This is a genomic window from Mesorhizobium sp. CNPSo 4671, from assembly GCF_057784245.1.
Window position 1 is genome coordinate 82793 of record NZ_JBWLUW010000007.1, and the last position, 23314, is coordinate 106106.

The window sequence follows — 23314 nt, forward strand, 5'->3', positions numbered from 1 at the left end:
ATGCAGTCGCTGAAAAAATACCGGCGCATCACCGTCAAGATCGGCTCGGCGCTGCTCGTCGACCGCGCGAGCGGCCTGAAGCGCGACTGGCTGGACTCGCTCGCCGACGACATCGCGGTGCTTGCTCAGGGCGGCGCCGAAATCCTCGTCGTCTCCTCCGGCGCCATCGCGCTTGGCCGCACCATTCTTGGCCTCGGCAAGCGGGCGCTGAAGCTCGAGGAGAGCCAGGCGGCTGCCGCCGTCGGACAGATTGCGCTGGCCGGCGCCTGGTCGGATGCGCTCGGCAAGGGTGCGCTGAAATCGGGCCAGATCCTGCTGACGCTTGGCGATACCGAGGAGCGACGCCGCTATCTCAATGCGCGCGCGACGATCTCGACGCTGCTCAAGATGAAGGCGGTGCCGGTCATCAACGAGAACGACACGGTCGCCACCTCCGAAATCCGCTATGGCGACAATGACCGGCTGGCCGCGCGCGTCGCGACGATGATGGGCGCCGATCTTCTGGTGCTGCTGTCCGACATTGACGGGCTCTACACGGCGCCGCCGGCCAAGGATCCAGGAGCAAAATTCATTCCGGTGGTCGACCGCATCACGCCTGATATCGAGGCGATGGCGGGGGCGGCCGCCTCCGAGCTGTCGCGCGGCGGCATGCGGACAAAACTCGATGCCGGCAAGATCGCCACCGCCGCTGGCACCGCGATGATCATCACCTCGGGCACGCGGCTGTCGCCGCTGATGGCGATCGAGCGCGGCGAGCGCGCCACCTTCTTCAAGCCGAGCGCCAATCCGGTGAAAGGCTACAAGACCTGGATCGCCGGCCAGCTCGAACCGGCCGGCCGGCTGACCGTCGATGCCGGCGCTGTCGGCGCGCTCACATCGGGCAAATCGCTGCTGCCGGCCGGCGTCAAGCTGGTCAGCGGCAATTTCTCGCGCGGCGACACGGTGGCGATCCTGTCGCCCGAGGGCCGCGAGATCGCGCGCGGGCTGGTTGCCTATGATGCCGCCGATGCCGTAAGGATCGCAGGCCTGAAGACGGCCGAGATCGAAACCGTGCTCGGTTACGAAGCGCGTTCGGCGATGATCCACCGCGACGATCTCGTGGTGAGTCACGCCGGAGGCGACATAAGCGGAGGATGAGCCATGCTGAAGCTGCATGAAAAATCCGGAGACGACACCGTGGCGCTGATGGCCGATATCGGCCGTCGCGCTCGCGCCGCTGCCGGACCGCTGGCCATCGCCGCCACTGCCGCCAAGAATGGCGCGCTTGTCGCCATGGCCGACGCGATCATTTCCCGTGAGCAGGACATCCTCGACGCCAATGCCATCGATGTGTCTAATGGCCACGAGTCCGGGCTTTCCGCTTCCTTCATGGACCGGCTGAAGCTCAATCCGGCACGCATCCGCGCCATGGCCGATGGCATCCGCGAGATCGCGGAACTCAAGGATCCGGTCGGCGATGTCATCGCTGCCTGGGAGCGGCCCAACGGCTTGCAGATCGAGCGCGTGCGCACGCCGCTCGGTGTCGTCGGCGTCATCTATGAGAGCCGGCCCAACGTCACGGCCGATGCCGGTGCGCTCTGCCTCAAGGCCGGCAATCCGGTGATCCTGCGCGGCGGTTCGGACTCGCTCAATTCGTCCTCCGCCATCCATGCCTGCCTGGTCGAGGGGCTGAAAGCCGCCGGCTTGCCGGAAGACGCCATCCAGCTGGTGCCGACCACCGACCGCGCCGCCGTCGGCGAGATGCTCAAGGGCCTCGGCGGCACGCTCGACGTCATCATCCCGCGCGGCGGCAAGAGCCTGGTCGGGCGGGTGCAGAGCGAAGCGCGGGTGCCGGTCTTTGCCCATCTCGAAGGCATCTGCCATCTCTATATCGACCGCTCCGCCGATCTCGACATGGCGATCAGGATCGCTGTCAACGCCAAGATGCGGCGCACAGGCGTCTGCGGTGCCGCCGAGACGCTGCTGGTCGACCGTGCGGTGACGTCCACCCATCTGGTGCCGATCCTCGATGCTTTGCGCGCCGCCGGCTGCGAGATCCATGCCGATCAGGAGGTGCTGAAGGTGTTTTTCGACGCCAGGCCGGCGACCGACGCCGACTGGGTGACGGAATATCTCGACGCCATCATCGCGGTGAAGCTGGTCGATGGCATCAGCGGTGCGATCGAACATATCGAGACCTTCTCCTCGCATCACACCGAGGCGATCATCGCCGAGGACGCGAAAGCGGTGGAGCGGTTCTTTAACGAGATCGATTCGGCGATCCTGCTGCACAATGCCTCGACGCAATTCGCCGATGGCGGCGAGTTCGGCATGGGCGCCGAAATCGGCATCGCCACCGGCAAGATGCATGCGCGCGGGCCGGTCGGCGTCGAGCAACTGACCTCGTTCAAATACCGCGTGCGCGGGTCGGGACAGGTGAGGCCTTGACGCTTTTTGTCGCTAGAGCCTGAGGCGATGCTGGCATCTTCCGAACCGGCGGTCCCCTCCCGTTACCTGAAGATGCCTCATGCCGAAAAAGGGCTGACGGTCGGCCTGTTCGGTGGCTCGTTCAACCCGCCGCATGCTGGCCATGCGCTGGTCGCCGAAATTGCACTGCGGCGCCTGGCGCTCGACCAGCTGTGGTGGATGGTGACGCCGGGCAACCCGCTGAAGAACACGCGTGAGTTGGCGCCGCTGACTGAACGGCTGCAGCTGTCGGAGAAGATCGCCAGGAACCCAAAGATCAAGGTCACCGCCTTCGAGGCGGCGCATCATGTGCGCTATACCGCCGACACGCTGGCGCTGGTCAAGGCGCGCAACCCTGGCGTCGATTTCGTCTGGATCATGGGGGCGGACAGTTTGCGCGACTTCCACCGCTGGCAGCGTTGGCGCGAGATCGTGCTGACCTTCCCGATCGCGGTCATTGACCGGCCGGGCGCGACGCTGTCGTTCCTGTCGTCGGTCGTCGCAAAGACCTTCGATTATGCCCGCATCGACGAAGGCGACGCGCCGCTGCTTGCCCGCATGCAGGCACCGGCCTGGACTTTCATCCACGGCCCGCGCTCGTCGCTGTCGTCGAGCGCGATCCGGAAGATGGCGAAGGGGTAAGCTTCTCCGCTAAGGGAAGTGCCAGCGTTTCAGCTGTCCGGCCATGTCGTTTTTACAGCGGCGCGTGCCCAGCCGATCGGCGATGCTGACCTGAAATGGCAATTCAAACCAAAACCCAACCCACGATCGAGCCGGAGCATGGCAGCGCGGCGACGCCGCTGATCGCGATTGCCAGCGTCATCGTGTCGATGGCGCTGATCGCCATCGGCAACGGGCTGATGTTCGCCTACATCCCGGTCCGGCTTGGTGTCGAGGGCTTCGATCCGACCTGGGCCGGGCTGATCGTCACCGGGCTTTCGGCCGGCGGCCTTGCCGGCTGTATCCTCACCGGACCACTGGTGCGCCGGGTCGGCCACGCCCGCGCCTTCATGGTGCTGTCGGCGCTGATCGCGCTTTCCAACGCGGCCATCGGCGCCGGGCCGCATCCCCTGTTGTGGATCGGCGCGCGTGCCCTTTACGGTTTTGCCATATGCGGCCTGTTCATCGTCGCGCAGAGCTGGCTCAACGACGCGCTCCCCAATGCCATACGCGGGCGGGTTATGGCGGTATTCTACGTCTCCTACGTTGCCGGGTTGGGTGTCGGCTATGCGACACTTGCAATCGTCGACATCCACACCGCCGCAGCCTCTCTGATCGGCATCACCTTTACGGCCTTGTCGATCCTGCCCGTCGGCATGACCCGCCTTGCTCAGCCGCCAGCGCCGCAGGCGGCTTCTGTCGCGTTGCGGCAAGCATGGCGCATTTCGCCTGTTGGGGTCGCCGGTATGCTGGCGGTCGGTGGCTTGTCGATGATCATCTCGGGCTTTGCGCCCATACACGCCACCGCCAAGGGCTACACGCAAGGTGACGTCGCGCTGCTTCTGTCGGCGATGCCGGTTGGAACGCTGATCCTGCAGATCCCTCTTGGCTGGATTTCGGACCGCACGGATCGGCGCTTCGTGCTCGCCGGCGCCGCGATGCTGGCGATTGTCGCCAGCGTGCTCGCCATCGTGTTCGACGGCGGTGCGCTGATGGTCCTGGTGGTGATCTATCTGATCTGGGACGGTGCGGCGGAATCGATCTATTCCCTCTCAAGCGCGCATGCCGCTGACCGCGCCAAGAAGGATGAGCTTCTCGCCCTGTCGAGTTCGATGCTGTTTGCCTGGTCGCTGGCCGGCTTCGTTGTGCCGGGCATCGTCACGGCGCTTTCGGTGGTTTTCGGCACCGCGACGTTCATCTATGTCGGAATCATCATCGCCGCGCTGTTTTGCCTGTTCGTGCTATGGCGGGTAATAGCGGCTCGGCCGGTCCCGGCAACCGCTACGGGCAGTTTCACGCCGATGTCGGCGCAGGCGCCCTTGCCCGTCGAACTCGCCTTCACCACCGACGAACCGCAAGGCCGGGTCAAGGACTGAAGTCCTTTTTTCGCGGTCTGGGCTGAATTGCTCTACTGCTTGCGGGCCTCGGTCACCGGCGCTTCCGGTGGCGGTAGCGGGATGGAGATGCCCGCGCTGTCGAAAGCCTGCTTGGCGCGTTTCGTCATGTCGATGTTCGTGGAGAAGTAGTCGGCGGCCGCGGTCCAATAGCGCAGGGTGAGCGAAACGGTCGTGTCGCCGAGGCTGGCCACGAAGGCGATCGGTGCTGGTTCGCGACGAATGCGCTTCTCGGCAGCGGCAATGGCAAGCAATGTCTTCTGCGCCCCATCGATGTCGTTCCACGAGCCGATGCTCAAGCTGATGTCGGCGCGGCGCACGCCATTGCGCGAAAAGTTGCGCACCGGCTGGTTCCACAATGTCGAATTGGGCGCCAGGATGTAGACGCCGTCCGCGGTCCTGAGCCTGGTAGCGAACAGCCCGATTTCCTCGATCGAGCCTGATATGGCGCCAACCTCGACGGATTCGCCGATGCGGAACGGCCGCAGTGCCAGCAGCATGATGCCGGCGGCGATGTTCTGCAGCGTGCCTTGCAGCGCCAGGCCGATGGCAAGACCGATGGCGCCGATCGCGGCGATGATCGAGGCGGTCTGCACGCCGAACTGGCCGAGCACCATGATGACGACAAGAATCAGGATCGCGTAGCGGACGATCTTGGAAAAGAAATGCCGCAGCGTCGCATCGAAACCATGGATATGGCCGAGGCCGGCAAAGATCGAACGCTCGGCGAGGCCGGCGACGAGGTAGCCGACCACCAGCAGGATGATCGCGCCGATGGCCGAGAAGGAATAGGAGACGATCAACGTGCTGAGCTGTGCCAGGCCGGCCTGGACGGTGAGAAGGGTGTTTTGCGGGTCGATCGGCATGGCTGGATTCCGGTTGGTCGGTCAGCCGATAACCCATGCCAGACGCCTGGGTTCCGATCTTTTTGCCCGCCATGTGGAACAAGTGGGCAACCGGCGAGTTCGCGTGAGTTGGGGCTGCGTCTTGAAACTGTCAGGGAACTCTGCCTATCTAAGTGGTGTCACCTGCTTTTGGGGGTGATTTGGTTGTTCTTGCTGCGAAAGGAAATACACTGAGAACAGCACTGCGGAAGAAGGCCGACATCATGCCTTCGCCGGCCGGGATCAGCGTAGACGACGCCGTGTCCCGCGCCATCAAGACAGTCCTTGCCAGTCTGGAAGACTCCAAGGCCGAAAATATTGTCTCAATCGACATTCAGGGGAAATCGAGCCTCGGCGACTACATGGTCGTCGCGTCGGGTCGATCGCACCGTCATGTCTCGGCTGTCGCCGACCATCTCCTCAAGGCGCTCAAGGATGCCGGCCTCGGCACGGCGCGCGTCGAGGGGCTGTCCGGCGCCGACTGGGTCCTGATCGATTCGGGCGATATCATCGTCCATGTCTTCCGCCCCGAAGTCCGCGAATTCTACAATCTCGAAAAGATGTGGCAGGCGCCGGATCTCGAGGAAGAGACCCTCCACTAAGCCCTTCACGGGGTTTATAGAGGCGGGATGAAGATTTCAGTTCATGCCGTGGGCCGAATGAAAGCCGGCCCCGGGCGGGAGTTGGCCGACCGCTATTTCGAGCGCTTCGCCAAGAGCGGGCCAGCGGTCGGGCTGGAATTCGCCGGGATCACCGAGATCGCCGAGGGCCGGTCGCAGGGCGCTGCCGAGCGCCAGCGCGACGAGGGTTCCAGGCTGCAGGCGCAGCTGCAGCCGGGCACGGCGCTCATCCTGCTCGATGAGCGCGGCAAGAGCCTTTCCTCGCAGGATTTCGCCAATCGTATCGGACAGTTGCGCGACGGTGGGCGCAAGGCGCTGGTGCTGGCCATTGGCGGCGCCGATGGCCACGATCCACCGCTGCGCGACCAGGCTGACCTCGTGCTGTCGTTCGGCGCGCTGACTTGGCCGCATCAGCTGGTGCGGGTGATGCTGGGCGAGCAGCTCTACAGGGTGGCGACAATCCTTTCCGGCCACCCCTATCATCGCTCGTGAGCCTGCCGCTACAGTTGCCGGCAGCGTGATTCGTCGCCCATTGCCCGGATTTCCGCCCCAATGCCGCGCAAGATGGAAAATCTCTGGTTTTTATGCGTGCCGTTTTCCCAAAGAGCGGACCACTTTTGGGCAACATGCAGTCGGAGACGGGCTCCCAAACATGGTTGATGATTCGTTAACGAAGCCGCGGATAGTATAGATCGCGAATGTCTGAAGGCTGGAAATCGACACTGGGCTCAACAGCGGGCTCATCAACCGGGCGCTTTGGGCGCGCGCGCTGCGGCATCGCGGCGGTGGCGGTGCTTTTGTCGTTGCATGCCACCCGGGCCGAGAACACGCTCGACATGGCGCCCGATCCGGACCAGAGCCGCGCTGAATACGAACAGGTTTCCAAGGAAATAACGCTGTCGTCGGAACGGCTGGCCAAGCTCGCCGCCGATATCGCCGCGGTCAAGAAGGACCATGCCTCGATCACCGCGGCGCTGATCCAGTCGGCGATGACCGAGCAGAAGCTTGGCCAGGACATCGAGGACATCGGTGCCAAGCTGGAAGGGCTGAAGGGCCAGCAGCAGAAGATCCGCGCCTCGCTTGTGGCGCGGCGCGACGTGCTGGCCGAGGTGCTGGGCGCGCTGCAGCGCATGGGCCTCAACCCGCCGCCGGCGATCCTGGTCAAGCCGGAGGATGCGCTGTCGTCGGTGCGCAGCGCCATCCTGCTCGGCGCCGTGGTGCCGGAATTGCGCCAGCAGACCGACAGCCTGCTGGCCGACCTCAAGGAGCAGACCCGGGTGACCGCCTCGATCGAGGCCGAGCGGGCGCGGCTGACGGAGGCCGTCGGCGAGCAGGTGGCGGAAAAGAAGCGGCTCGGCATGCTGCTGGAAGCCAAGCAGAAGCTCGAGGCCGATACGCAGGCGCAAATGGCGGCCGAACGGCAGCGTTCAGAGCAACTGGCGGCCAAGGCCTCCAGCCTGAAGGACCTGATTGCCTCGCTTGAAGCGCAGGCCGACAAGGCCCGCAAGGCCGCGGATGCCGCAAAGGCAGCCGCCGCCGCTCAGCCGGGTGACGATCAGACGGGTGGTGACAAAACGGCATCGCTGGCAGCACTGCCGGTCCCCGAAGGCAATCGGCTCACCGCGGCTGCTCCCTTTTCGGCGCTGCAGGGGCAGATCGCGCTGCCGGTCACCGGCCGCATCAAGCGCCGCTTCGGCGCCGATGACGGTAACGGCGCGGTGATGCTTGGAGACATGCTTGCGACACAATCGGGAGCCATCGTTACCGCGCCGGCGGATGGGAATGTGCTTTATGCGGGGCCGTTTCGCTCCTATGGTCAACTCTTGATCCTCAATGCCGGCGACGGTTATCATGTCGTTCTGGCGGGGATGAGCAGAATCAGCGTCGTGACCGGCCAGTCGGTGCTCGCAGGAGAGCCGGTCGGCGCGATGGGGGAGGCCCGGGTGGCAAGCACCTCGGTTTCGAAGAATGGAAATGCCACGCCGGAACTTTATGTCGAGTTCCGCAAGGATGGAAAACCCGTCGATCCGGCCCCATGGTGGGCGGACCGTTTTTCTGGAAGGACGTGAAATGATGCGGAAACTGTCGCTTCTGTTTGCCGGTGCGCTGATGGGCGCCTCCGCCATGAGCCTTGTCTATGGTGCTCCTGGCTCGTCGGCGAACGCTGCGGGATCGGAGACCTACAAGCAGCTGGCGATCTTCGGCGACATCTTCGAGCGGGTGCGGGCACAATATGTCACGCCGCCCGACGACAAGTCGCTGGTCGAGAACGCCATCAACGGCATGCTTTCGTCGCTTGACCCGCACTCCTCCTACATGAACGCCGAACAGGCGCAGGACATGCGTGTGCAGACCAAGGGCGAATTCGGCGGCCTCGGCATCGAGGTCACCATGGAGAACGACCTGGTCAAGGTGATCACGCCGATCGACGACACGCCTGCCGCCAAGGCTGGTGTGCTGGCCGGTGACTACATCGCCAAGATCGACGGTGAAGAGGTTCGCGGCCTGACGCTCAACGACGCGGTCGACAAGATGCGCGGCCTGGTCAACACGCCGATCAAGCTCACCATCCTGCGCCAGGGTGCCGACAAGCCGATCGAGCTGACGGTGGTCCGCGACATCATCAAGGTCAAGGCGGTCAAGTTCCGGGTCGAGAAGGACATCGGTTACATGAAGATCACCTCCTTCACCGAAAAGACCTATGACGACCTCGAGAGCGCCATCGACACCATCAAGAAGCAGGTGCCGGACGACAAGCTCAAGGGCTATGTGCTGGACCTGCGCCTCAATCCGGGCGGTCTGCTCGACCAGGCGGTGAGCGTGTCCGACGCCTTCCTCAAGCGCGGCGAGATCGTCTCGACGCGCGGCCGCGATCCGAAGGACGTCACCCGCTTCGACGCCAAGCCGAAGCAGGTCGACGACGTCAACGGCAAGCCGATAATCGTGCTCGTCAATGGCGGCTCTGCCAGCGCCTCCGAAATCGTCGCCGGCGCGCTGCAGGATCTGCGCCGCGTCACGGTGGTCGGCACGCAGTCCTTCGGCAAGGGTTCGGTGCAGACCATCATTCCGCTCGGCGAGAATGGCGCGCTCAGGCTGACGACGGCGCTCTATTACACGCCGTCGGGCAAGTCGATCCAGGGCAAGGGCATCACGCCCGACATCAAGGTCGACCAGCCGCTGCCGCCGGAACTGCAGGGCAGGGATTTGACGCGCGGCGAGTCCGACCTCAAGGGCCACATCAAGGGCGCCGACGAGAGTTCGACCGGCTCGGGCTCGGCAGCCTATGTGCCGCCGGATCCGAAGGACGATCTGCAGCTCATCTTCGCCGAGCAGTTGCTGCGCGGCGAGAAGACCGACCCGGCCTTCCCGCCCAATCCGGAAAAGGCCGTGCTCAACCAGTAACGGCTTGGCTGGCCAGCTCTGGCCGGCTGAACGAAGCAATGCGATGCTGCCGGGACCGAAAGGTTCCGGCAGTTTGATTCGGCGAGGCAAGACAAGGCCTCCAGATACGGTGCCAGTGGCGCGCCAGGGTTGATGAATTCGCGTATGTCGCCGAAGGGGCGCCTTCGGAATCATGTGCTCCGGGGACAGGGCTTGGCTGATATCGGCAAGGACATCGAACGCCCGCTGGGACAGGCCGTCCGGGCGCCGCGCGCTGCCGGCAAGGTCAGTGCGGGCGTGATCGTGCCGACAATTGTCGTGCTGGCGGTGGTCGGCGCCTCGGCCGCGATAGCCCTCAGGGAAAAGCCATTTCGCAAGCCGCAAGAGGTCGCCGTTTCGACGCCGAAGGTGACGGCGGCGGCCGAGCCCGCTGCCGCGCCATCCGCCTTGACTCCTGTCGCGGCGCCAAAGGTTGAAACGCCAACCAAGACCGGTGGTCCGCAGATCATCCATGTGCAGAAGGAGGAGGGCGATGGTCCTCCGCAGCCGGCGATCATCATCCGTGATCCATCGACCGTCGGGCAGAACCTGAAGGTCGCGCATCTTCCCGACAAGGCGCTGATCGAAACCAGCGACACCGGACCCTTGCCGATGCGCTCCGCCGATGGCAGGCGGCCCTTCGATGTCTATGCGCGGCCGTGGTCCGGCGCGCGCGGTGCGCGGGTGGCAATCGTCATCGGCGGGCTTGCCGTGTCGCAGACCGGCACCCAGGCGGCGATTGCCAGGTTGCCGGCGGAAGTGACGCTGGCCTTTGCCCCGCAAGGCAACAGCATCGGCCGCTGGATGCAGGCCGCCCGGCAGGGCGGCCACGAGATCGTCATGCAGGTGCCGCTCGAACCGTTCGACTATCCCAATGTCAACCCCGGCCGCAACACGCTGACCGTGGCGGCGAGCGCCGAAGAGAATCTCAAGAATCTGCACTGGGCGCTGTCGCGGACGACGAACTATACCGGCGTCATGAACTATATGGGCGCACGCTTTTCCGCCGACACGGCGGCGATGGAGCCGTTCATGGCCGAACTCGGCAAACGGGGTCTCGCCTATATCGACGATGGTTCGTCGGCGCGCAGCCTGGCGCCCGACCTGGCGCTGAAGGACGGCGTGCCCTTCGTCGCCGGCGATACGGCGATCGACGCGGTGCAGGATCGCGGCGCCATCCTGAAGAAACTGGACAGTCTCGAAGCTACCGCGCGGGCCAAGGGCTCTGCCGTCGGCATCGGCTCGGCCTTCGACCTGACGGTCGACACCGTGTCGTCCTGGATTGCCGAGGCCAAGAAACGCGGCATCGAGATCGTGCCGATTTCAGCAGTGGCGATCGATCCGCAAAAGAGGTGACGAAGCCGCGACACCGCGAAGGCCCGTCGCGAGCGATCACCCGGTTCGGGGAAGGATCTAGATCAGTTCACCGCTTCGCGGAAATGGCGAACTGCTCTAACTCTTTGTTTTGACGCAATTCCCAAGGGAGAGCGCTACGCGCTTTCCCCGGGAAAACCGCACACACTTTTCCTGGAATTGCTCTAGTCGGTGGGCGGCGCGGTGAGCGTTACCAACGGCGCTGCCGACGGCTTGGGGTTGCCGTCTTCTTCCTTGGGTGGGGTGCTGGCCTTGCTCGCCGAAAGCGCTTCGTCAATCTTGGCCTCGATGGTCGGCGGCAGGCATAGTTCCAGGTAGCCCCTGATGCTTTGATAGGCTTCGGGTTCAGATGTAATGGCCGAGGGCACGACCTTGCTGCGGTAGGCGGCTTGCATCTCCGAGACCACGTGATGGACGGTCGACGAGTGGCCGGAATACAGATAGCTGTTTGCGAATGTGTCGACGTATTTGCTGGCCAGGCCAAACGCTTGCGCGACGATAGACATCGCGACCTTGGAGGACGGATCCGTCGCCATTATGGCGTTCACCAGCAGCCCGGTGCTGTCGACAGCGGATTTGAAGCGATCACGCCCATGGTCCAGCGCGTAGAGCTCATCCATGTATTGATCGCACTCCCCGTCCACGAAGTTATATCCCTCCAGCGCCGTGTAATACCAAATCTTGCTCTCGGGTTGAGCGCCGCCATATCCGATCACGTTGCTCTTGAACGCATTCATGATCTGAACTTGATTGTCGAGATGTGGTTTTACCGCCGCATATGGCATGACCGGGTCCGGACCGTTGCGGTATGGCCAACCTTTCACAGATTGCGGAAGGCATCCGCCGACCATGGGCAGAATGGATACAAGGGCTAACGCCCTCAACATTTGTAAAGACATCTTCTTATCCCCCGAATACACAGTGGCGCAAACAAAAGATGGAGTCGAGTCTTTCTGTACTTCCTTGCTTGAAGATTCCCGGCATCGCGATCGATTCCTCGATGCATCGTGACTCCTCGCAGCCAACGTGGTTGAAAGGGGCATGTCAAAGACCAAACACATCGATCGTGAAACGCTGCCCTACCGCCCCTGTGTCGGGTTGATGATCCTCAATGGCGAGGGCCTGGTCTGGGTCGGGCATCGCATCGCCGAACCCGACAGCGAATTCGCCGGCACGACGCAGCTCTGGCAGATGCCGCAAGGCGGCATCGACAAGGGCGAGGAACCGTTGCAGGCGGCGGAGCGCGAGCTCTATGAGGAGACCGGCATGCGCAGCGTCTCGCTGCTCACCGAGGCGCCGGACTGGATCAACTACGACCTGCCGGATCATCTCGTCGGCATTGCCTTCAAGGGCCGCTATCGCGGCCAGACGCAGAAATGGTTCGCCTTCCGCTTTCATGGCGATGTGAGCGAAATCCAGATCAATCCGCCGCCGGGAGGCCATACCGCCGAATTCGACAAATGGTCGTGGCGGCCGATGCAGGACCTGCCCGACCTGATCGTGCCGTTCAAGCGCAAGGTCTATGAAGAGGTGGTGGCGGCGTTCAGCCATCTGGCGCGGTAGCGGCGCGTCGCGGTTGCCGCGCCGGTGCGGGGATCGTATTGATGGCCGATGCAATGAGGGTCGCCATGAACGACACCGTCAACCGGAATGCCGCGAAAACCGTCACCGATTGGCCGGTCAGCGAAGTGGCGGCTGGCGCCATCCTGACCATCGATCTCAGCGTCATCCGTGAAAACTACCGGCGGCTGAAGGCGCGGTTGGGCGGCGTGCGTTGCGCCGGCGTGGTCAAGGCCAATGGCTACGGCCTCGGCGCGGCCCAGGTGGCAGCAGCGTTGGCCCGGGAAGGCTGCGACATCTTCTTCGTCGCGCTGCTGGCTGAAGGCATCGCGTTGCGCAAGGCGATCGGTACCGGACCAGACATCTACGTGCTGAACGGGCTGCCGCCGGGCTCCGAGCCGGAAGCAGTGGCGGCTGGGCTTTGCGCGGCCATCAACAGTGGCGCGCAGTTGCAAGCCTGGCGCACGGTGGCACACGACGCCGGGCGCCGGCTGCCGGCCGCGCTCCAGGTCGACAGCGGCATGTCGCGGCTCGGCATGGCGCCAGCCGAAGTCGAGGCACTGGCCGGGGATAGCAGCGCGTTCGACGGCATCGACATCAGATATGTGATGAGCCACCTGGCCTGCGCCGACGAGCCGCATCATCCGGCCAATGAACAGCAGCGGCTGGCGTTTGAGCGGCTGCGCGCCATGCTGCCCCGGGCGCCTGCCTCGCTTGCCAATTCTTCCGGCATCTTTCTCGGGCCGTCCTATCATTACGATCTCGCCCGCCCCGGCGCGGCGCTTTACGGCATCAACCCGACGCCCGGCGAACCCAATCCGATGCTGCCCGTGGTGCGGCTGCAGGCCAAGGTGGCGCAGACGCGCCGCGTCGAAAAGGGCACCGGCATCGGCTATGGCCACACCTATCACGCGGACGGTCCGCTGAGCCTGGCGACGATTTCGTTCGGCTATGCGGATGGCTGGCTGCGCCGCTCCGCTTCGGCGGCCTGGTTCGCAGGACTGCGTCTGCCTTTCCTCGGGCGCGTGTCGATGGATTCGATCATTCTCGACATTTCCGCTCTGCCGCCCGGCAGGCTGCGCGAGGGCGATCTGGTCGAGCTGCTTGGCCCCTCGCAGAGCGTCGACGATGCCGCCGGCCATGCCGGCACCATCGGCTATGAAATCCTGGCCAGTCTCGGTCCGCGCTTTTATCGCCATTATGTCGGCGGTTGAGCGGTTTGGCCGCGCTTGACAAGCGGGCGCCTGTCGGCAAGGTTCGGAGCATGAGCAACCTCGCTTATACCAGAACCTTGTTCAGGGTCTGCCCGATCGCGGGATCGTAGCCCCGGCGCGGCCGCCTTCCGGCGTCCGTCCTTATCGGGGCATCCATACATCCACCATCGCCATCAAGTCGTGCAGCTTTTCGCGGCTGCCGGCTTTTCATCACGCCGCCGTCAGCGCGGTGGCAAGCGCGCATTCGTTCGATGCGCCGATCCATGAGGTTTGCCATGCAACATGCAATCGGACTGCGACCAAGCAGCCAGATTTTGATCAGCGATACCGACCACGGCAGGTTGACCAGCCTGGCGAGGGCCTTGCTCGATCGCACCCCCGAGACGGCCGAGGAGCTGCTTTCGGAAATGGACCGGGCCGTCATCACGGACGCGGCGGCGATGCCGGCCGGCGTGGTGCGTATGGGCTCGATCGTGACGGTCCGTGCCGACGGCGGGGAGACCCAGCGCATCATGCTGGTCTATCCCGGCGAAGCCGACATTGCCGAAAACAGGATTTCGGTGCTGACGCCGATGGGAACGGCGCTCATCGGCGCGACCATCGGGCAGGCGGTGTGTTGGAGCAGCCGTGGCGGCCGGGAACTGTCGGTGACCGTTGAAGCCGTCGATACGCCGCCCTCCGGCCCGCGACGGCCTTGATCGTGGAGGCGATGATGACGAGCACGAATTGCTGCCTGACGACGAAGGACTTCGCAGTCCTCGAAGTCATGCTGGCGCGCCGGCGGGCATTCGCGGATCCGATCGCGCGTATGCTCGAACACAAGCTTTCAAGCGCCGATGTCGTTCCGCTCGATTCGGTCGAGCCCGGTATTGTGACGCTCAATAGCAGAGTGGTGTTCAGCATCGACGCCGGTCAGACCGAGACGCGCACCCTGGTGCAGAACGAGGTGCGCGGACCGGTCGGCTCCAGCCTGTCGGTGGCGACGAGGCGCGGGCTCTGCATGCTAGGCATGGCGCAGGGCGAAACGGCTTTGATCGAGCACGCCGATGGCCGACGGGAGTCGATCCTGATCAAGGCCGTGCTTTACCAGCCGGAGGCTGCCCGGCGCGCGGTCAGGCAGAAGGACCGGGCCGATGGGCGACGACCGCACGGGCTCACTCTTGTCTACAGCGCCGAAGACGATTGGCGGCCTCTTGGCGAGACGGCCGGAATGCGGCAGACAGAAGACGACGACCCCGGTCCCTCGGCGGCGTGAATGGGCCACAGCGCATGGGTCTCGAAAATCGGCATCGATTTTCATTTGGGATCATGCGCAAATCGAGAAATGCGGTCGCGTCCATGGGCGTCCTGAGGATGCGCGGCGCGGCAAGGAGTGAACGATGAAGATCATGGTGCTGGGCGGCGGCGTCATCGGGGTGACCACGGCCTATTATCTTGCCGAGGCTGGCCACGAGGTGACTGTGCTCGACCGCCAGAAGGGCCCGGCGCTGGAAACCAGCTTCGCCAATGCCGGCGAGATTTCACCCGGCTATGCATCGCCCTGGGCCGGACCCGGCATTCCGCTGAAGGCGATCAAATGGCTGTTGATGAAGCATGGCCCGCTGGTGGTGCGGCCGGCCTTCGACCCGCATATGTGGACCTGGCTGGTCAAGATGCTGCGCAACTGCACGGCCGAGCGCTATGCGATCAACAAGTCGCGGATGGTGCCGCTGGCCGAATACAGCCGCGACACGCTGAAGGCGCTGCGCGAGGCGACCGGCATCAGCTATGACGAGCGGACCCAGGGCACGCTGCAGCTGTTTCGCACGCAAAAGCAGCTCGACGGCACCGGCGGCGATGTCGAGGTGCTGAAGAAATATGGCGTGCCCTACGAGATCCTCGACCAGGACGGCTGCATCGCGGCGGAGCCGGCGCTGGCCGGTGTGCGCGAGAAGTTCGTCGGCGGGCTGCGGCTGCCGCATGACGAGACCGGTGACTGCAAGATGTTCACCGAGAAACTGGCCGAGCTCTGTGTCGCGCGTGGCGTCACGTTCGAATACGACACGACGATCTGGCGCGTCATCCGCAGCCGCAACCGCATTGCCAATCTCAGCACCAGCAAGGGTTTCAAGGCCTCCGAAGCCTATGTGATGGCGCTGGGCAGCTACTCGGCGGGCTTCATGCGCCGGATGAAACGGTCGATCCCTGTCTATCCGGTCAAAGGCTATTCGATCACCGTGCCGATCAAGGATGCCGTCCTGGCGCCGGTGTCGACCGTGATGGACGAGACCTACAAGGTGGCGATCACCCGGCTCGGCGACCGCATCCGCGTCGGCGGCACGGCCGAGATTTCCGGCTTCGACCTCAGGCTGCATGAATCGCGGCGGCGCACGCTCGAACATTCGGTCGGCGATCTCTTTCCCGGCTCCGGCGCCATGCGCGAGGCGACCTTCTGGTGCGGGCTGCGGCCGATGACGCCGGATGGGCCGCCGCTGATCGGCCGCACCGAGCTTTCCAATCTGTTCCTCAACACCGGCCATGGCACGCTCGGCTGGACCATGGCCTGCGGCTCGGCCAAGGTGCTGGCCGACATCATGTCCAACAAGGTGCCCGACATCGATGCCCGTGCGCTGGCGCAGGAGCGCTACCTGAAATAGGCGCGGCGCGTCCTCTGGGGGGGATGCAATTCCGGACGGAAAACCGCTTCACACTATTCCTGGAATGGCATCAGAACGCCTGCCTGACCCAGGCCTCATCGAACAGCAACCGATAGGCCCACGGGATCGTCACCTTGGTGGAAACCGGGTTCGAGTGGGCGAGATAGTCGTCATAGATCGGCTTCATCCTGATGTAGAAGGCGGGATCGAGCACCATCATGCCGTTCTCTGAATCGTGGAAGAAGCTGCGGTTGTTGAGGTTGACCGAGGAGATGGCGACCAGCCTTTCGTCGATCATCATGATCTTGGAATGCAGCACCACGTCGGGCGCCTTGAACTCGCGGATGTTGATGCGGTCGCCATATTTCTCGACAAACAGCTTGTTGAGCGCGGTGAGGAACCTGCCGCCGATATCGCCCTTGAGATCAATGCGGCCGACAATGTCGATCTTGACGCCGCGGGCGAGCGCCCGGTCAAAGGCCTGGGCGAGGCTCGGCGTCAAATTAAGGTAGGGGTTGACGATCTGGATGTGGTGTTGAGCGGCATCGACCAGCTCGACGAAATAGGCCTCCAGCGCATGATCGTCTTCATAGGGCACCGAAATGAAATGCCGGGCATTGCCTTGGGGGCCATCACCGCGAACCGGGATGGAGAAGGGGCGCGCCAGATTGGTGTCGGCGTCGCGCAACCATATCGTCGACAGATGCGCGGCGAGCGTCTCGACCGTGGCGCTGTCGGCGAACTCGATGTCGAAGTCGCTCCAGTTCGAATAGTAGTTCAGCGAAAGCCCGTCGGTCTTGCCGTATTGCTGCAGGTCTGGATAGCGCGACAGGTCGATCGGCTGATGGAACAGGAAGCCATCATGGATGTTGCGGCCGCCGATGATGACGCGCGAGCGCGCTGGGTCTTCAGCCAGCGTCGCCAGCATCTTGATATGATGGGTCTTGTGCAATTGTGAAATCTGCTCGTCGATCGGCGCGCCATGGTCGGCGCGCCAGCGGTACTCCTGCAATTCGACATTGGGGAACTCGGCCGCCAGCCGGTGCAGCATGGCGTCGTCCTTCTCGCGCTCCAGCACGTCGGTGACCAAGATGCGCACCTTGGTGCCCAGCGCGGCATGATGGCGGATCAGCCGCTCCATGATGCAGCCGGAAAAGTCGGCCTTGAATTCGAGCGAGGACAGATAGATCAGCTTCAGCCTTGGTGCCCTGGAGAAATCGAGCGGCAGATCGGGGTCGCCTTTGTCTATTGCCGCATCGGACAGAGGCGCGCCCATCAGCGCCTCGACCTTGGCGTTGAAACCGTCGCGCGACTTGCGCAGCAGCTTGGGCGCGCCGATCGGCAGGGCGCAGGTCTGCGACAGCCAGCGGCTGGCATAGAAGGCGCGTTCAAGCGCGTCGAGGCCGGCGCTGTCGGGGACCGGGCAACGCTCGTAGCGGCTGTCGAAGCTGGCGAGCGAGGGATCGGCGGCCTCTTCGCGCCGGATCGTAAGCGGCGCGCCGGCCGAAGCAAGGCTGGATCGGATCCTTGCCGTGCAGCGGTTCAGGCTGTCGCTTGGAAACAGGCTGACTGCGTCGTCCTCGCCAGACAGGCGGAACCGAAATGCCGCGCCAGCGGCGATGGTGCGCGAGGCGCCGGCGTCGCGGATCGCCAACGCGCCGTCGCAGGTGGCCTCGATGTCGGCAGGCTGCTCGCCGACCTGGCGCACGACGATCTCGGTGCTGCGTGCCTGCAGGCCGGAGAAATCGAAAGTCTTGGGGGCTGTGGGCCGCGCCGCCGCATCGATGTAAAGCGTCTGCCGCGACACCCGCCAGCGTCCGTCGAACTGGCCCTCGCCGCTGCCGCCACTGGCGGGCGGCAGATGCGCCCTGGCGACCGGTCCGGCCAGTTGCTGCAGCGTCGAATAGGTCGCCTGGAAGTCACTGTTCTGCACGTCGCGCCGGTTGCGCCCGAATGGGCCGGTGCCGTTGGCGCGGTCCATGGCGCCGAGCTGATTGTGGGCAAGCAGCGCCAGGAACCGTCTTTCGTAGTCACTGGCGCCGGCATCGCCGAAAAACTGCGACGCCGCGACCTGCGGCCCGGGCGTGCCGGCCGACAGAGAAGGCCGCGCGCAGGCTTCCTGTCCCGGCAGGAGGTCGCAGGCATTGCGGCCTGTGCCGGTACAACCGGCAAGGGCGGCCAGCCCGATTAGGGCAAGGATGATGGATGCGCTGCGGTTCAACCGGCGGCTCCGGCCTTCATCGCGCTCAACTGTGCCGGGTCGCGCGGCGGCATGAAGCCCTGTGGAAACACCTTGCAGACGGGAATGGCGAAGGTAGCGATCAGCAATTCTGCCTCGCTGCGCATCTTGCGTGGCGCCGTCTTGTCGTCGCGAATTGCCCTGGCGGAGGTGATAAGCGCGGAGTCGCAGTCGCAATGATTGTGGCGGGCGATGTAGCAGGCGTCATGGACCTGGCATACGGCGTCGAGGCGGTTCACCGGCCGGGCCGACAGATCGCCGGTGCGGGTGCCGGGGCCGCAATAATTGCCGATGACGAAAGGCGAGGGGCGCGCCATGGCGTAGCGGATCGGCTTGGGCAATTCGGCTTCCGGCACCTTGGCCCATGGGTTGGCGCAGGCCGAGACGAAAAGCAGCGGCAGGATGGCAAGAACGGCTCGCATGTTTATCCGCGCCAGCTTTCTGAACGATTTCCCCACCCGGCGGCCTTGCCTCGTGGCCGGCGACCGCACGCCTGATGCCACACTGGCCGGTTTTGTGGCAAGGGAAAGGCGTCGTGTGTTGCACCTGCCAGGCGCCTCTGACAGCGCTTCTAAAGGAAAAGGCTTCTTTCCCGCTCCACCGCCTTGGTGATGAAGCCGGCGACGATCTGGATGCGGCGCAGCGGCCTGACCGATTCGTGATAGACCAGCCAGTAGGCGCGGCGGATGGGCGCCACCACATCGACGGCCACCAGCTCGGGCATCGAACGGGCGACGAAGGTGTGCAGGATGCCGATGCCGGCGCCCGAGCGCACCGCTTCGGCCTGGCCGAGTGCGGAGGAAATGGCGAAGCTGGTGCGCCAGTCCGCGCTGAATTCGGCGGCGTAGTCGAGCGATGGGCTGACGATCAGGTCAGGCACATACCCAATGAGGGTGTGCCGGCCGAGTTCGGCCGCTGTTTTGGGCAGGCCATTGGCATCTGCGTACGCGCGCGAGGCAAACAGGCCGAGCGAATAGTCGACCAGCTTGCCCGCCACCAGCCGACCTTCGGTCGGCCGCTCGACGGTGATGGCGATGTCGGCCTCGCGCCGCGACAGGGAGAAGGAGCGCGGCACCGGCACGAGCTGGATCGTCAGCTCGCGGTGCAGCGCGGTCAGTTCGCCGAGGCGTCTGGCCAGGAAGGCGACGCCGAAGCCGTCGGGTGCTCCGATGCGCACGGTGCCGGAGATATCGTCGCCTTCGCCTGATATGGTCGAACGCGCGGCGATCATGTCGCCCTCCATGCGCTCGGCAATATCGAGGAACCGCTCGCCGGCGGGCGTCAACTCGCTGCCGGTGGTCAGCCGGCGGAAGAGTTTTGTGCGCAGCGCGTCCTCGAGTGCTGCGATGCGGCGCGAGACGGTGGCGTGGTTGAGCTCCAGCCGCCTGGCGGCGCCGAGAATCTGGCCGGCACGCGCCACGGCGAGAAAGATGCGGACGTCATCCCAGTTCACGGGCATCCCCCAGGAGATATCTTGTTGTCGGCCATTTGCGAGAATTGATGCTCGCCAGTCAATCGATATCTAATTTTCGCACAACGGTTGCGTTCTCCCTCGCGTTGCCTTCGCCACCACAAAGGCGGACAATGCACCCATCACAAACAAGGGAGAGACATCATGATCGAATACGGTCATTTCATCGGCGGCAAGCGTGTCGCCGGTACCAGCGGCCGCAAGCAGGACGTCATGCAGCCGATGGATGGCTCCGTGCGCGGCACGGTGGCGCTCGCCTCGCAGGCGGAACTGCGCGCGGCGGTCGAGAACGCCAAGGCAGCACAGCCGAAATGGGCCGCCACCAACCCGCAGCGCCGCGTGCGCGTGCTGATGAAATTCCTCGAACTGGTCGCCCGCGACTATGACGAACTGGCCGACATTCTGGCGCGCGAGCACGGTAAGACGATCGCCGACGCCAAGGGCGACATCCAGCGCGGCCTCGAAGTGGTCGAGGTCTGCATCGGCGCGCCGCACATGATGAAGGGCGAGTTCACCGATGGCGCCGGCCCCGGCATCGACGTCTATTCGATGCGCCAGCCGCTTGGCGTCGTCGCCGGCATCACGCCGTTCAACTTCCCGGCGATGATCCCGCTGTGGAAGATCGCGCCGGCAATCGCTTGCGGCAATGCCTTCATCCTGAAGCCGTCGGAGCGTGACCCGGGCGTGCCGATCCGCATCGCCGAGCTGTTCCTCGAGGCCGGCCTGCCGGCGGGCATCCTCAACGTCGTCAACGGCGACAAAGAAGTGGTCGACGCCATCCTCGACGATCCCGATATCAAGGCCGTCGGCTTTGTCGGCTCGACGCCGATCGCGCATTACATCTATTCGCGCGGCACCGCGGCGGGCAAGCGCGTGCAGTGTTTTGGTGGCGCCAAGAACCACATGATCATCATGCCCGACGCCGACATGGACCAGACCGTCGACGCGCTGATCGGGGCCGGCTACGGCTCGGCAGGCGAGCGCTGCATGGCGATCTCGGTGGCCGTTCCGGTCGGCAACGACACCGCGAACCGGCTGATGGAAAAGCTGGTACCGCGCGTGGAAAGCCTGAAAGTCGGCCCGTCGACGGATTCGGCCGCCGATTTCGGCCCGCTGGTGACGGCGCAGGCACTGGAGCGCGTGAAAGGTTATGTCGACACCGGCGTCAAGGAAGGCGCCACGCTCGTCGTCGACGGCCGCGGCTTCAAGATGCAGGGCTATGAGGACGGCTACTATATGGGCGGCTGCCTGTTCGACAACGTCACGGCGGACATGCGCATCTACAAGGAAGAGATCTTCGGGCCGGTGCTCTCGGTGGTGCGCGCGCAGACGTATGAGAGCGCGATCAAGCTCGCCAACGACCACGAGATGGGCAATGGCGTCGCCATCTTCACCCGCGACGGCGACGCCGCTCGTGACTTCGCAAGCCGTGTCCAGGTCGGCATGGTCGGTGTCAACGTGCCGATCCCGGTTCCGATCGCCTATTACACCTTCGGCGGCTGGAAAGCGTCGTCCTTCGGCGACCTCAACCAGCACGGCCCGGACGCCTTCCGCTTCTACACCAAGACCAAGACGGTCACCTCGCGCTGGCCGTCCGGCATCAAGGACGGTGCCGAGTTCGTCATTCCGACGATGAACTGAATTCGGATTTTCATCGAGTTAAGGGCGCGGCTTTGGCCGCGCCCTTTGTTTCTTGCGCGGCATCACACTGTTGGAATCGTGCCACCATCGATGACGTATTCGGCGCCGTGGATCGATGCCGCACGGTCCGAGACGAGGAATGCCACAAGTTCGGCAACCTCTTGCGGCCATGCCGGCCGGCCGATCGGGATGCCGCCCAGCGCATCCATGATGCTCTGGCGGGCGGTTGCCTGATCCGAACCCGAGTGGGAGGCCAGTCGCTTCACCATGGCTTCCGAAGCGCTGGTGTGGATCCAGCCCGGCGCCACGGCGTTGACGCGGATGCCTTTGGGGCCGAGCTCCTTGGACAGCGCCTTGCTGTAGGTCGAAAGGGCGGCCTTGGCCGCCGCATAGGCGATGGTGGATTCGTGCAACGGCAGGCGGCGCTGGATCGACGATATGTGAACGATCGCGCCTGCGCCTTGCTCGATCATATGTGGGACAAGCAGGCGATCGAGCCGCACGGCCGCCAGCAGATTGAGGCTGAGCTCGTCCTGCCAGAGCTGATCGGTCAGTCCGGCAAACCCGCCACCTGGGCTCTTCGACCCGCCGACGCTGTGCACGATGATGTCGATGCCGCCAAGCCGTTCCATGATGGCCGCGACCACCGTCTCGGTACCCGCCAAAGTACTCACATCGGCCTGCACGAACAGCTTCGGCTGGCATGCTTCGGTCGCCGAGCGGGCGGTCGTGAGAACGACAGCACCTGCCGCCGAAAGCCTGTGCACGATCGCTTCGCCGGCACCCTTGGTACCGCCGGTAACCAGAACGCGCTTGCCGGTGAATTCCCGGTCGTCGATTGCAAATTTCTGGACGATGGTCATGCGCCGATCTCCAGCAGGGCGATCCGGTTGTCGGCCAGCGTGAAGTTATAGTGGAGCGTCGCAGTGCTGCCTGGGAAATTCCCCGACACGATGCCGGCGATTCGCCATGCATCGCCATTGGCGGTCGCCTCGGCGACCTCGACGGTCACCCGGTATTTGCGTGTCGTCTCCTCCATCCAGCCGCGGATCGCGGCTGGACCCCGATGGGTTCTGCCTTCGTCCCTGACCGTGGCGTCCGGCGAGAAAGGAATGAGCATGGCGTCAATGTCATGCCGGTTCTTGGCGGCGAAATAATCGGCCAGTGGCTGCGGAAGGGTTGCGATCATGCTGTCGTCTCCGATGCGCGTTGCCGCCGCCCGTCGAGGCCGGCGGCGCTTGTCCGGTTCCTAAAATGAGATATGCTGGTGAAATGACAAGAACCGACGAAAAAGTAAGGTACTTACCTGAAGGTAAGCCCGAGTCATTGACGCCTTCTTCGGCAGCGAGCGGCGTCGAGAATGTGCTGCGCATTCTCGAAGGCCGCTGGAAGCTGGTGATCCTGTTTCACCTGTTCGGCGGCAAGGTGCTGCGCTTTTCCGACCTCGAACGGGCGATCCCGGCGATCTCGCAGAAAATGCTGATTCAGCAACTGCGGCAGATGGAGGCCGACGGAATCGTGCGCCGGATCGTGCACCACCAAGTGCCGCCCAAGGTCGAGTACTGCCTGACCGATTGGGGCCAGGCTCTGTGCCCGGCTCTCGATGCCTTGCTGAAATGGGCGGCACTTCGCGAACCTGCGGAAGCTTGACGCGGGTCTTCGTCCTGCAACGCGCCCCGAGCTCCGAAATGGCGCTTGTTTTCGGATCGGGGCCTCACCATATCGATTCCAGGGAATGATAAAGTTCCCCTGACGA

Annotated in this window: 23 protein-coding genes; 16 read left to right on the forward strand and 7 right to left on the reverse strand. The window is 64.3% G+C overall.

Annotated features, from left to right (window positions below):
- The 4 genes from proB to AC04SF_RS20165 all read left to right on the forward strand — a co-directional run bounded on the left by proB (position 1) and on the right by AC04SF_RS20165 (position 4481).
- On the forward strand, positions 1-1137 hold the full coding sequence (gene proB / locus AC04SF_RS20150; protein ID WP_488479246.1) for a glutamate 5-kinase: 1137 nt from the start codon (positions 1-3) through the stop codon (positions 1135-1137).
- A gap of 3 nt (positions 1138-1140) precedes the next feature.
- The gene (locus AC04SF_RS20155; protein ID WP_488479247.1) at positions 1141-2427 is read left to right on the forward strand and encodes a glutamate-5-semialdehyde dehydrogenase; all 1287 of its coding nucleotides are present in this window, start codon (positions 1141-1143) and stop codon (positions 2425-2427) included.
- A gap of 72 nt (positions 2428-2499) precedes the next feature.
- Positions 2500-3087 carry a nicotinate-nucleotide adenylyltransferase gene (locus AC04SF_RS20160; protein ID WP_488479454.1) on the forward strand — a complete coding sequence of 196 codons (588 nt, stop codon included), beginning with the start codon at positions 2500-2502 and terminating at the stop codon, positions 3085-3087.
- A gap of 95 nt (positions 3088-3182) precedes the next feature.
- Positions 3183-4481, forward strand: coding sequence for an MFS transporter (locus AC04SF_RS20165; protein ID WP_202352346.1), 1299 nt, complete (start codon positions 3183-3185; stop codon positions 4479-4481).
- Positions 4482-4513: 32 nt separating this feature from the next.
- Here the strand turns inward: AC04SF_RS20165 and AC04SF_RS20170 are convergent, their stop codons facing one another.
- Positions 4514-5365 (reverse strand): mechanosensitive ion channel family protein, encoded by an 852-nt coding sequence (locus AC04SF_RS20170; RefSeq protein WP_488479248.1) that lies wholly within the window; start codon positions 5363-5365, stop codon positions 4514-4516.
- Positions 5366-5607: 242 nt separating this feature from the next.
- On the opposite strand from AC04SF_RS20170, the gene rsfS reads away from it, so the two are divergent.
- The 5 genes from rsfS to AC04SF_RS20195 all read left to right on the forward strand — a co-directional run bounded on the left by rsfS (position 5608) and on the right by AC04SF_RS20195 (position 10779).
- A complete protein-coding gene (gene rsfS / locus AC04SF_RS20175) occupies positions 5608-5985 on the forward strand; it encodes a ribosome silencing factor (RefSeq protein ID WP_023766075.1) in 378 nt (125 codons plus the stop codon).
- 27 nt (positions 5986-6012) lie between these two features.
- Positions 6013-6495, forward strand: a complete 483-nt coding sequence (rlmH, locus tag AC04SF_RS20180; protein WP_488479249.1) for a 23S rRNA (pseudouridine(1915)-N(3))-methyltransferase RlmH — start codon at positions 6013-6015, stop codon at positions 6493-6495.
- A 206-nt stretch (positions 6496-6701) separates the two neighbouring features.
- Positions 6702-8072, forward strand: a complete 1371-nt coding sequence (locus AC04SF_RS20185; protein ID WP_488479250.1) for a murein hydrolase activator EnvC family protein — start codon at positions 6702-6704, stop codon at positions 8070-8072.
- A gap of 1 nt (position 8073) precedes the next feature.
- Positions 8074-9405, forward strand: a complete 1332-nt coding sequence (locus AC04SF_RS20190) for a S41 family peptidase (protein WP_202352347.1) — start codon at positions 8074-8076, stop codon at positions 9403-9405.
- Positions 9406-9597: 192 nt separating this feature from the next.
- Entirely contained in the window at positions 9598-10779 is a 1182-nt protein-coding gene (locus tag AC04SF_RS20195) for a divergent polysaccharide deacetylase family protein (protein WP_488479251.1), read from the forward strand.
- Between the two features lie 182 nt (positions 10780-10961).
- Here AC04SF_RS20195 and AC04SF_RS20200 read toward each other — a convergent pair whose 3' ends face one another.
- On the reverse strand, positions 10962-11696 hold the full coding sequence (locus AC04SF_RS20200) for a hypothetical protein (RefSeq protein ID WP_488479252.1): 735 nt from the start codon (positions 11694-11696) through the stop codon (positions 10962-10964).
- Between the two features lie 142 nt (positions 11697-11838).
- On the opposite strand from AC04SF_RS20200, the gene AC04SF_RS20205 reads away from it, so the two are divergent.
- The 5 genes from AC04SF_RS20205 to AC04SF_RS20225 all read left to right on the forward strand — a co-directional run bounded on the left by AC04SF_RS20205 (position 11839) and on the right by AC04SF_RS20225 (position 16207).
- Positions 11839-12360: an RNA pyrophosphohydrolase gene (locus AC04SF_RS20205; RefSeq protein ID WP_488479253.1), complete on the forward strand. Its 522-nt coding sequence runs from the start codon at positions 11839-11841 to the stop codon at positions 12358-12360.
- A gap of 65 nt (positions 12361-12425) precedes the next feature.
- Positions 12426-13571: an alanine racemase gene (alr, locus tag AC04SF_RS20210; protein ID WP_488479455.1), complete on the forward strand. Its 1146-nt coding sequence runs from the start codon at positions 12426-12428 to the stop codon at positions 13569-13571.
- Between the two features lie 275 nt (positions 13572-13846).
- The gene (gene rnk / locus AC04SF_RS20215) at positions 13847-14269 is read left to right on the forward strand and encodes a nucleoside diphosphate kinase regulator (RefSeq protein WP_488479254.1); all 423 of its coding nucleotides are present in this window, start codon (positions 13847-13849) and stop codon (positions 14267-14269) included.
- A 2-nt stretch (positions 14270-14271) separates the two neighbouring features.
- Positions 14272-14826 carry a GreA/GreB family elongation factor gene (locus AC04SF_RS20220; RefSeq protein ID WP_488479456.1) on the forward strand — a complete coding sequence of 185 codons (555 nt, stop codon included), beginning with the start codon at positions 14272-14274 and terminating at the stop codon, positions 14824-14826.
- 124 nt (positions 14827-14950) lie between these two features.
- A complete protein-coding gene (locus tag AC04SF_RS20225; RefSeq protein ID WP_488479255.1) occupies positions 14951-16207 on the forward strand; it encodes a D-amino acid dehydrogenase in 1257 nt (418 codons plus the stop codon).
- 70 nt (positions 16208-16277) lie between these two features.
- Here AC04SF_RS20225 and AC04SF_RS20230 read toward each other — a convergent pair whose 3' ends face one another.
- The 3 genes from AC04SF_RS20230 to AC04SF_RS20240 all read right to left on the reverse strand — a co-directional run bounded on the left by AC04SF_RS20230 (position 16278) and on the right by AC04SF_RS20240 (position 19899).
- The gene (locus AC04SF_RS20230) at positions 16278-18428 is read right to left on the reverse strand and encodes a phospholipase D-like domain-containing protein (protein WP_488479256.1); all 2151 of its coding nucleotides are present in this window, start codon (positions 18426-18428) and stop codon (positions 16278-16280) included.
- Complete coding sequence (locus AC04SF_RS20235) at positions 18425-18868, reverse strand: phospholipase A2 family protein (protein WP_488479257.1); 444 nt, start codon at positions 18866-18868, stop codon at positions 18425-18427. Before AC04SF_RS20235 ends, AC04SF_RS20230 begins: the two co-directional genes overlap by 4 nt.
- 149 nt (positions 18869-19017) lie before the next feature.
- Complete coding sequence (locus tag AC04SF_RS20240) at positions 19018-19899, reverse strand: LysR family transcriptional regulator (protein ID WP_096458081.1); 882 nt, start codon at positions 19897-19899, stop codon at positions 19018-19020.
- 162 nt (positions 19900-20061) lie between these two features.
- Here AC04SF_RS20240 and AC04SF_RS20245 point away from each other — a divergent pair, with 162 nt between their 5' ends.
- A complete protein-coding gene (locus AC04SF_RS20245) occupies positions 20062-21558 on the forward strand; it encodes a CoA-acylating methylmalonate-semialdehyde dehydrogenase (protein ID WP_488479258.1) in 1497 nt (498 codons plus the stop codon).
- Between the two features lie 62 nt (positions 21559-21620).
- Here the strand turns inward: AC04SF_RS20245 and AC04SF_RS20250 are convergent, their stop codons facing one another.
- Positions 21621-22421: an SDR family oxidoreductase gene (locus AC04SF_RS20250; protein WP_488479259.1), complete on the reverse strand. Its 801-nt coding sequence runs from the start codon at positions 22419-22421 to the stop codon at positions 21621-21623.
- A complete protein-coding gene (locus AC04SF_RS20255; protein ID WP_488479260.1) occupies positions 22418-22747 on the reverse strand; it encodes a nuclear transport factor 2 family protein in 330 nt (109 codons plus the stop codon). Before AC04SF_RS20255 ends, AC04SF_RS20250 begins: the two co-directional genes overlap by 4 nt.
- An 83-nt stretch (positions 22748-22830) precedes the next feature.
- On the opposite strand from AC04SF_RS20255, the gene AC04SF_RS20260 reads away from it, so the two are divergent.
- Positions 22831-23208 (forward strand): winged helix-turn-helix transcriptional regulator, encoded by a 378-nt coding sequence (locus AC04SF_RS20260; protein ID WP_096451320.1) that lies wholly within the window; start codon positions 22831-22833, stop codon positions 23206-23208.
- Positions 23209-23314: the final 106 nt, after the last annotated feature.